We start from the raw sequence: 9,183 nt of genomic DNA, 5'->3' as shown, positions 1-9,183 counted from the left end.
CATTGCTGTTTAACGTGATTCAAATAAAAATACTTGAAATTTCGGTAGTTTGTTTGATGAAATGCAATTACAATCGTCATTATCTCACTTAAGCACAGGCTTCTAGCCCTGTTTCTTCTTCTCGCTCCATTTATCAACAGCCTTTTGTGCCATTGCGCTTCAAAACCCCGACAGAAATCGTCTACATGGCAAAATAAAGCTTCTAAACTAAACATAGGGCAGGTTGCTGGATTTGTCGTTATTTTCAGCTTACTACCTGCTCTTTTCCTTATCCCGAACTCAGGTTACTTAGTTCACCAACTGCTGCTCTAATCCTGATCTCAAAACTAGGGTGCGATCCCAATTCATACAACCATAAAAGAAGCGGTTCGCAACTGAATTTCAAGTTTCAAATATGAAAATTATTTTAATTTTTACTACCGACCAATCTTTATAAACATCCTTGATTATTGACTTTTAATCAAAAAATATCCCCTACTTCAAAAGCCTGGTTGCCAGCAGACGCTAAAAGCAGGGGTTTGTGAAATTTTATTTGGTTGTAAAAACTACTTGACAGAGACAGCATCAACATCGATGGTGCTTGCAGTGGAGGTAGAACCCTCTGGTGTATTGCCTGCTTCGGTACTTAGATCGCCTTTACGAGCTTTCCAGCCTTCAATCACTAACCCAGACACCTCACTAACTAGCAAAGTCAAAAGAAAAACATCATCAACCTGTCCGACAATGGGGAAAATGTCTGGTAGCAAATCAATTGGGCTGGCCAAATAAACCAGTGTTCCTAAAATTACCCACCAACGGTACTTTGGGTTACGGAGCAAATTACGATACCAAGTATAAASCGATTGAATTGAAAATTTCATGTTTTGAACCTCCAGTTATCTTTAATTTTGACAAATTATCTTTTAAACTTCCGGTGGGAATAACCGCCCCAGTTAGTCTGGAAGACGCTACTAATCTTAAGGAAAGTGGAGAGTGCTTAGTCAGGAATTAGGAATTATCTCCTCTGGCGCCTGTTTCCCGATCTCCAGTCGCTTTGATTACATAACATAACTATGCTGTAATTCGGCTCATGATTACGGTAGTTGTGCATTAATCTCTAAAATTAATAATGCTTGGGGATAGTTGCTTTAGTTATGGAGGGAGGAAACTTAAACAGTGGATATTTTAGATTTGTTTTACAAGGGCGGGCCAGCGATGTGGCCAATGCTTGTTCTATCGATTCTGTCTTTGAGTGTGATTTTTGAGCGTTTGTGGTTCTGGTTGCGAATTTTCTCTCAGGAAAAGCAAATAGTCGATCGCGTCTTAGATGCTGCTCATGATGATTGGCAAGTTGCTGGAGATATTGCTAGACAAGCAAGCGATCAGCCTGTGGGGCGTTTTCTTTATGCCCCGTTACACTTAGCTAAAAGTGATACGGAAACCTTTCGCTTAGCACTGGAGTCCACCGCTGAAGATGAATTAGCGGGAATGCGCCGGGGTGAAAAACTTTTAGAAGCAGTAATTGCCCTCGCCCCCCTATTGGGATTACTGGGTACTGTTCTGGGTTTAATTCATTCTCTGCGCTCAATTCGCATTGGCGATTTGGGAACCGAATCTACAGCTGGCGTGACTACTGGTATTGGTGAATCTTTAATTAGTACGGCAACCGGGCTAATAGTTGCCATTATTAGTTTGGCATTTTATCGCCTGTTTCAAGGTTTTGTAGTCAATCAAGTCAAAGTTTTTCGCAAAGCAGGGAATGAGTTGGAATTGCTCTATCGCCAGTCTCCGCCTGATTTTAGTAATACGACATCACCAATTGTGCGGGAAAATTTTACTCCACCCCGCAAGCAAGGGAAAAGTAGGTTTTCTGCACCTCCTCAACCCCCAAATACACCTGAGTAATAGTCAAAAATTTAACCCCAAACCAGGTTTGAGAGTGAGATATGAAAGTTAATCTACATACTCCAATTGAAGAAGTCCAAGTTCAAATCATTCCTTTAATTGATGTTGTTTTTTGTATTCTGACGTTTTTTTTGTTAGCGGCACTGCAATTTACGCGCCAACAGGCAATAAATGTTGATTTACCCAAAGCCAGCACCAATGTAGTATCTGGGATAAACTCACAAAGTGGCAGTGTGATTGTAACTATCGATGCCGTAGGCAATACTTACATAGAAAAACTGCCTGTAAAACGCGAGGATTTGGCACAAAGGTTAAAACAGGAACTCCAAGCAAAGCCTGGTGCGATTCTAGTACTGAATGCTTCACGGACAGCAACTTACAATGATGTGATTGAGACATTAGACTTGCTGCGCCAAGTAGGAGGCGATCGCGTTTCTTTGGGAATTATTCCCGGGCCATCTCAATCGCCAACAAACTCACTCAACCAGCCTTCTGTGCCTTCTTTCCCAATTAATCCTGGTGAAGCACCAGTTCCAGGCGTCAATCCCGAAGGTAGTCTTACCCCCAGATTTCCTTTAGCGCCTAATTCCGTACCCTTGCCGAGGGTAACTGATCAACCTCCAACTGGGCAAGGCATCAGTCCCCTCAATCCTGGTATTTCCAACCCACCTGCATCCTCAGCGCCTGTAGCACCTAAACAAAGCCAATCTACTCCTAAAAGGTAAGATGAGGTGGCAGATGAGGGAGTAGGGGGAGATCAGGGAGATCAGGAGGAAAATACTTCTTTATTTCCCTTATCTTCCCTACTCCCCTTTGCAGCTTTTATCCCAAACCTAAAAATATCCCGAATAAAATTCAGCTAGAGAAAAAATTCTGTTAAGTTACAAATAATTGGTTGAGTTTAAAAGATTTTCCCATAGGTAGGCTAATTTACCACCAATTGCCATTCACGTTTCAAGGGTTGTGGCATGAATCTTGTAACGCTTTTAATTGTTTGGATAGTAACAGCTATCAGCTTGTTAATAATTAGTAAATTGCCTTTGGGAGTTGAGATTGACACTCCAGGTAAAGCCTTCTTTTCGGCAGCGGTACTTGGGATCGTGACAGCAATAGTCCGACCCTTTTTAAGACTCATTTTCGCAGTCCCAAATTTACTCACATTCGACTTATTATCCAGCATTTTTACATTTATAATTGCTGTAGCTTGTTTTAGTATCGCTGCTTGGTTAGTCGAAGGTTTTCGCTTGCGTTACGGTATTTGGAGTGCTGTTATTGGAGCATTTGCGCTGACTTTAATTAATAGCTTAATCTATAAAATCCTAGGTGTATAAAATTAAAATTCAGGAGTTATGAGTGAGGAGTAAGGAGTTATTGATAATTCCTAATTCCTCACTCATAATTATTCATTGGAAGTTGGAGGAGCAACTTGAGTAGTTGATTGTTGTTTACGTTGTTCGCGTTTTTTGCGATCAGCTGAGAGCATATCTGCCATCACTACCAGTGCTTGCGCCATCTTGTCTAGGTTAGAACGATATAATTCCAAATCCTTGCTAAATTTGTCCTCAGACAAATGCAAGCCAGCGGCGATCGCTTTGAGTGCTTGAGTGAGTTGCTTTTGGTCTTTGACTAATTCTGGATCAGATAATTCCAATAATGAAAATATCCCAATTGCAAACAAACGGCTGTATTTAAAGTTAGAATTATTGGCGATCGCCTGCAATTGTGCTTGCAAATCAGCATCTCGATCTAAATTAGTCGTTTGGCTCAGCCAGGCAATTAAATCTTTAACTGGCAAATTTTCAGCTACAGAGCGCAATCTTTGAGCATCCTGTTGATAGCGTTGCGGGTCTTGTTCTATAGCCTGACATAAGGCGTTAAAAATTGATTCTCGATCCCGTTCTGGTTGATAGCCTTCTATGAAGCGGTCAAAAGTAGTGACGACGCCCAAGGCATAAATTGGATTGTAGCTAAAATCAATATTTACTGACAGCAGATGCATTTCCACCATCAACTCTTCTACTACCCGACGATAAATAGTGTTGATCGGACGGGTATGCAAATTGTAGAAAGTTCGCTTTGTATCAGAGACAGTACGGACGTTATTCACAAAGAAAATATTAAGGGCGATGTATTTTTATTTTCCCGCTTAAAGGCTACTTTGCCAAGTTTAGGTTTTGGCCGATGACGGTTTCATTTACAATATAAACAAATCAAAAGTAGTTTGGAAGTTAGTAGCCACAGGGGTTAAGAACTCTCTCCCCTAAAAAACTAACCAAAAATTATCATCTTTAATAATTTATCGATCCCATTTATGAGCTTCTCGCCACAGTTAACTGCTTTAGGTGAGTATTTAGCTGGTGAATTTGATAATCGGGAACAAGCCATCGGAGAACCAGTTTGGTATGTCCACCTGCGCCTGTGGCAAAGACCAGTCAACTTATTCCCAGAAGATAGTATCACCATATTTGCCGAACAGGCTAACATTATTAACTTAGATCAACCTTACCGCCAGCGAATTATGCGGTTGCGCCAGGGAAGCGATTCTCATGCACCCCTGCAAGTGCAATATTATATGCCTAAAAATCCAGAAGCGTTAAAAGGCGCAGGTGATAATTGTGCCCTACTGAATACACTCTCACCCAATCAATTAGATTTACTACCAGGTTGTATCCTCACAGTTAATTATGAAACACTAGCTGGTGATCGCTATAAGTTTACCGCTACCCCACTACCAAAAACCCGTTGCAGCTTTACTTATTTGGGCAATACTATCCAAGTTTCCTTAGGGTTTGAAGCCACAGCAGCAGAATTTAAAAGTTACGACAAAGGAATTGATCCTGCAACTGGACAAGCAATTTGGGGAGCAATTCTCGGCCCTTATCACTACACCAAGAGAAATCAGTATTGAGTAAGAGCGGGTTATGAGTTATGAGTTAATTCTTCACTCCTGTACAGACGCGATTAATCACGTCTCTAACTCTTTTCTTAGCTAGCAATACTACGAGGTACACCTTCTAAAGCTTCCTCTTCAGTTTCAAAGATTTCAAACACAGTATCCATCATCGTCACTTCAAACACGAGTTTGGCTTCTGGATGTACATTACAAATGCGGAAACTACCCTTGACTTTATCTGCATCACGCATCCCAGCTACCAAAGATGTGAGACCAGAACTATCAATAAAATTAACCTGTCCCAAATTTACAACCACATGGCGACTGAGTTTGGAAATACACTCCTGTAACTTTAGGCGAAATTGCCAAGCAGTCGTAATGTCTAGACGACCAGCTGGTGTCAAGACAATAACGGTATTTCCATCTTGGGTTGTATAAGTTTTTTGCTCTATTTGAATCACTCAAGCCCTCCCCGTGGCATTTATCTTAAATTAACTAGCTACAGAACTGTTATAGTCCTGCGACTTTAAATTAACAAGCTACAGCTAAAATTGTCACTTTTATATCCTAAGTGCTTACTTTTAGTAGTTTAACTCACCAAAATAGTGCTGAGTAGCAATTTTTAATCGGGAATGGGGAGTAGGGGGCACAGGTCTATGGCAGGAACCCCTAAGACTCTGAGGGGGAGGCTTCAGGGGCTTCAGGTACAGACGAGAATAATTGATAACCAGTCCCTATGCCCCTAATCCCCACTTTCTGGGGGCCCCGAGTTCCCCAGTCCCCAGTACTTAGTCCCCATGCCCCAGTCCCCATTACCCCATGCCTAGTTTTCAAGTCCCTATTGAGCTGCTGTCCAATTGACCCAATCTTGAGGTTTTAAGAAGGTTTCATATAACTCCGCTTCCGGGGAATTAGGTTCTGGCTGATAGCCGTATTCCCAGCGCACTAAGGGTGGTAGGGACATAAGAATTGATTCGGTACGTCCGTTGGTTTGCAGACCAAAAATAGTACCTCGGTCGTAAACCAAGTTAAATTCTACATATCGTCCCCGGCGATAGAGTTGAAAATTTCGTTGGTGATCGCCATACTCAATTCCATGTCGCCGTTCTACAATTGGCACGTAAGCCGGTAAAAATGCTCGACCACAGTCTTGTACAAAAGCAAACAAATCTTCCCAATTACGGGGCGCTAGTTCTTTCACCTTGTTGCTATAATTAGCTGCTTCTCCATTGGGATCTGGGCCACGATATAAACTACCTTGACCATCTTGGTAATCAAAAAACAAACCGCCGACGCCTCTTGTTTCACCGCGATGTTTCAGGTAAAAATATTCATCACACCACCGCTTAAACGTTGGGTAATACTCTGGGTGGTGTTTGTCGCAAGCTTGTTTTAAAGTTTTATGCAAATGTGTTGCATCTTCGGCAAACGGGTAATAGGGTGTCAAGTCCAGACCACCGCCAAACCACCACACTGGTCCAGCTTCAAAGTAGCGATAATTGAGATGGACTGTAGGCACGTAGGGATTGCGTGGGTGTAACACCATTGAAGTACCAGTAGCATAAAAGCCGTGCCCTGCCCCTTCAGGGCGTTGAGCTAAAATTGATGGCGGTAAATGGGAACCCCAAACTTCAGAAAAATTTACACCACCTTGTTCAAATATTGCACCATCGCGCAGCACGCGCGATCGTCCTCCACCCCCTTCTGGGCGTTCCCAACTATCTTCATCAAACTTACCCACACCATCTAGTTTTGTTAAAGCTTGCGTAATCTCGTCTTGCAGCTGTTTCATAAACTGACTAACCCTAGTCTGAGCGTCAGTTGCTGGCAAAGACTTGGATGAATCTATTGGTAGAGTCGGTGTTTGCGAGTCAATCAACATAGATTTTTGAACCTAAATTACAATTTCCAGAAAGCCACAAATTTCTCATCTTAAAATTTGGGGAAACACGTGCCAGCAATCAAGCTCGACTTGCCTAATCTGCTTTTTTCTGAGTGGTCAAGCATTTTTAGGATTGATGGGCATCACTAGAGTTATTTTCCCTCAAATGCGTATAGGCTTGTATATTGACTGAGTTTCTTTGAAATTGTTAATGAAATTTTTAATTGGAATATTCTGGTATAAACACTAAAATTTAGTCTGAACCTGAGGTATCAGGGGTTTGACTCGTCTGCAGAAAACTTCTGCGCCATATTTGTAATTTGGCGGTTAGCATCTGCACCGAATATACCCTTGCTATGCTCAAAGCAATTTTGAGAAAGTTTTCATCCAGGGCTAAACGTGGTTGCCCAAAGTACCAGAAAGTGTCTAGCGAGGACGAGGATTAGGAAAATGCAAGGTTGGTTATCCAAATTCATCCACCGCAAACGTCGTCGGTTTTGCGCTTCTCTGGTGCGGACGTATCGAGAGATTACTTGTGCTTCTGTAGATGAATTGTGGCAAAAAGTCGTTGACTTAACAGATGTTTCCTGGCATCCACTACTTAAAAGTACCAATGTGCCCTACGGATTAGTACCTAAACCAGGATTAATCTTTCAAGCTGTAACACGCTTTTCACCGATTCCAATCCGGATTTTTGTGGAACGCGTCAATCCTAGAGAGTTGCTAAGTATCCGAGTCATGGCAATTCCTGGGATAGAAGAACGGGTAACTTACCAAGTAGAATCGACGGTTTGTGGTACTTGTTTATCTTATTCTGTAACACTACGCGGTTGGTTGTCACCCCTAATCTGGTCTTTATCTCGTCCTTATGTAGACCGCGTTGCTCGTTCTTTAATTGAAGCGGTAGAAAAGACGACATTACCAACAGTATCAACTAAGAAAAAATCCCTTAATGATAGTTGTTTTGATTTTTAGGAACTGGGGACTAGGTACTAGGGGCTGAAAAGATAGAAAGATAGGAAAAAATAACTCTTAACTCCTCACTCACCAATTAGCACCAGGCAATCAGCACTGCCAATCCCCAATCCCTAGTCCCCAGTATTAATTCCTAAAGAAAGTTAAGATTTTATTAGGTAATAATCCAATTTCCTAAGTTTTATTACGACAGTAATAGTGAAAATACTAATCTGCTCTTGCTTTTATTTGCATCCAGTTAATAGCTAAGATGCTGACTAAGATTGTATTTCTTCATTTTCAACAGAAGTCACGAGCTTCTGCCTTCCTTAAATCAGAACTTCGGTAAATTTGGAATTTTGAATTTTTTATGTACGATGTCCTTGATTCTCGCTCTGTCTTAGAAGTGTTGCGACCAGTGCAAGACCCAGAACTTCGCAAAAGTCTGGTAGAACTGAATATGATTCGCAACGTCAAAATTGATGCTGGTAAGGTTAGTTTCACTTTAGTGTTAACTACTCCTGCCTGTCCTTTACGTGAATTTATTGTTGAAGATTGTCAAAAAGCTGTTAAAAAACTACCAGGCGTTACAGATGTAAATGTAGAAGTCACAGCAGAAACACCCCAACAAAAAAGTTTGCCCGATCGCACTGGTATTTCTGGAGTAAAAAATATCATTGCTGTTTCCAGCGGCAAAGGTGGTGTTGGAAAAAGTACTGTGGCGGTGAATGTCGCAGTGGCTTTAGCTCAAACTGGGGCGAAAGTCGGCTTACTAGATGCTGATATTTATGGGCCTAATGACCCGACCATGCTGGGGCTGGCGGATGCCGAAATTGCTGTACGCTCAACCGAAAAAGGTGAAATCCTGGAACCTGCTTTTAATCACGGCGTCAAATTGGTTTCAATGGGCTTTTTAATTGACCGAGATCAACCAGTGATTTGGCGGGGGCCAATGCTAAATGGTGTAATTCGCCAGTTTCTCTATCAAGTGCAATGGGGAGAACTGGACTATTTGATTGTAGATATGCCACCAGGAACCGGAGATGCTCAGTTAACCTTAACCCAAGCAGTACCGATGGCAGGAGCAGTAATTGTTACCACACCACAAAATGTAGCGCTGTTAGATTCTCGTAAGGGATTACGGATGTTCCAGCAGATGAACGTCCCAGTATTGGGAATCGTAGAAAATATGAGTTATTTTATCCCGCCAGATATGCCAGATAAGCAGTACGACATTTTTGGTTCCGGGGGTGGCTCGAAAACAGCTGCTGAATTAGATGTCCCACTTTTGGGCTGTGTGCCACTAGAAATTTCTACGCGAGTTGGCGGTGATAGCGGTGTACCAATAGTGGTTGCTGACCCAGATTCAGCTTCAGCAAAAGCATTAACAGCGATCGCTCTTACCATTGCTGGTAAAGTATCGGTTGCAGCTTTGACATAATAAATTTTAATTCCTATTTGTTTGTTGAGCTATAGCTTGGGAATACTAGGGACTGGCGATTGGGGATTAGGGACTGGGAAAGAATTTTCCCAATACCCAGTACCCAATGCCCAATGCTCAATACCCAAC

10 protein-coding genes and 1 pseudogene are annotated in these 9,183 nt (G+C 42.0%); 6 read left to right on the top strand and 5 right to left on the bottom strand.

From position 1 onward, the window contains the following. Both FCR06_RS34005 and FCR06_RS30090 read right to left on the bottom strand, forming a co-directional pair. Positions 1-215, bottom strand: a pseudogene (locus FCR06_RS34005) (IS982 family transposase); the annotation flags it as partial. A 330-nt stretch (positions 216-545) separates the two neighbouring features. Beyond that, on the bottom strand, positions 546-860 hold the full coding sequence (locus FCR06_RS30090; RefSeq protein ID WP_138506345.1) for a YkvA family protein: 315 nt from the start codon (positions 858-860) through the stop codon (positions 546-548). Between the two features lie 295 nt (positions 861-1,155). Between FCR06_RS30090 and FCR06_RS30085 the strand changes: the two genes are divergently transcribed. The 3 genes from FCR06_RS30085 to FCR06_RS30075 all read left to right on the top strand — a co-directional run bounded on the left by FCR06_RS30085 (position 1,156) and on the right by FCR06_RS30075 (position 3,215). Next, positions 1,156-1,884 (top strand): MotA/TolQ/ExbB proton channel family protein, encoded by a 729-nt coding sequence (locus FCR06_RS30085; RefSeq protein ID WP_138506343.1) that lies wholly within the window; start codon positions 1,156-1,158, stop codon positions 1,882-1,884. 41 nt (positions 1,885-1,925) lie between these two features. After that, on the top strand, positions 1,926-2,609 hold the full coding sequence (locus FCR06_RS30080) for an ExbD/TolR family protein (protein WP_138506341.1): 684 nt from the start codon (positions 1,926-1,928) through the stop codon (positions 2,607-2,609). Positions 2,610-2,852: 243 nt separating this feature from the next. After that, positions 2,853-3,215 carry a phage holin family protein gene (locus FCR06_RS30075; protein WP_138506339.1) on the top strand — a complete coding sequence of 121 codons (363 nt, stop codon included), beginning with the start codon at positions 2,853-2,855 and terminating at the stop codon, positions 3,213-3,215. 68 nt (positions 3,216-3,283) lie between these two features. Here the strand turns inward: FCR06_RS30075 and psb29 are convergent, their stop codons facing one another. Next, positions 3,284-3,991 carry a photosystem II biogenesis protein Psp29 gene (psb29, locus tag FCR06_RS30070; protein ID WP_138506337.1) on the bottom strand — a complete coding sequence of 236 codons (708 nt, stop codon included), beginning with the start codon at positions 3,989-3,991 and terminating at the stop codon, positions 3,284-3,286. Positions 3,992-4,195: 204 nt separating this feature from the next. Between psb29 and FCR06_RS30065 the strand changes: the two genes are divergently transcribed. Beyond that, complete coding sequence (locus FCR06_RS30065) at positions 4,196-4,792, top strand: chromophore lyase CpcT/CpeT (RefSeq protein ID WP_138506335.1); 597 nt, start codon at positions 4,196-4,198, stop codon at positions 4,790-4,792. 77 nt (positions 4,793-4,869) lie between these two features. Here the strand turns inward: FCR06_RS30065 and FCR06_RS30060 are convergent, their stop codons facing one another. Next, on the bottom strand, positions 4,870-5,238 hold the full coding sequence (locus FCR06_RS30060) for an STAS domain-containing protein (protein ID WP_138506333.1): 369 nt from the start codon (positions 5,236-5,238) through the stop codon (positions 4,870-4,872). A gap of 377 nt (positions 5,239-5,615) precedes the next feature. Continuing rightward, positions 5,616-6,659, bottom strand: coding sequence for an oxygen-dependent coproporphyrinogen oxidase (gene hemF / locus FCR06_RS30055; RefSeq protein ID WP_138506331.1), 1,044 nt, complete (start codon positions 6,657-6,659; stop codon positions 5,616-5,618). A 450-nt stretch (positions 6,660-7,109) separates the two neighbouring features. Between hemF and FCR06_RS30050 the strand changes: the two genes are divergently transcribed. Further along, complete coding sequence (locus tag FCR06_RS30050; RefSeq protein WP_138506329.1) at positions 7,110-7,634, top strand: SRPBCC family protein; 525 nt, start codon at positions 7,110-7,112, stop codon at positions 7,632-7,634. Between the two features lie 349 nt (positions 7,635-7,983). Continuing rightward, positions 7,984-9,054 (top strand): Mrp/NBP35 family ATP-binding protein, encoded by a 1,071-nt coding sequence (locus tag FCR06_RS30045; RefSeq protein WP_138506327.1) that lies wholly within the window; start codon positions 7,984-7,986, stop codon positions 9,052-9,054. Positions 9,055-9,183 lie beyond the last annotated feature (129 nt).

The sequence above is a fragment of the Nostoc sp. PA-18-2419 genome, from assembly GCF_005869855.1.
Classification (GTDB): domain Bacteria; phylum Cyanobacteriota; class Cyanobacteriia; order Cyanobacteriales; family Nostocaceae; genus Nostoc.
The sequence above is the reverse complement of the archived record's forward strand: the minus strand, read 5'-3'. Positions and strand labels throughout refer to the sequence as shown.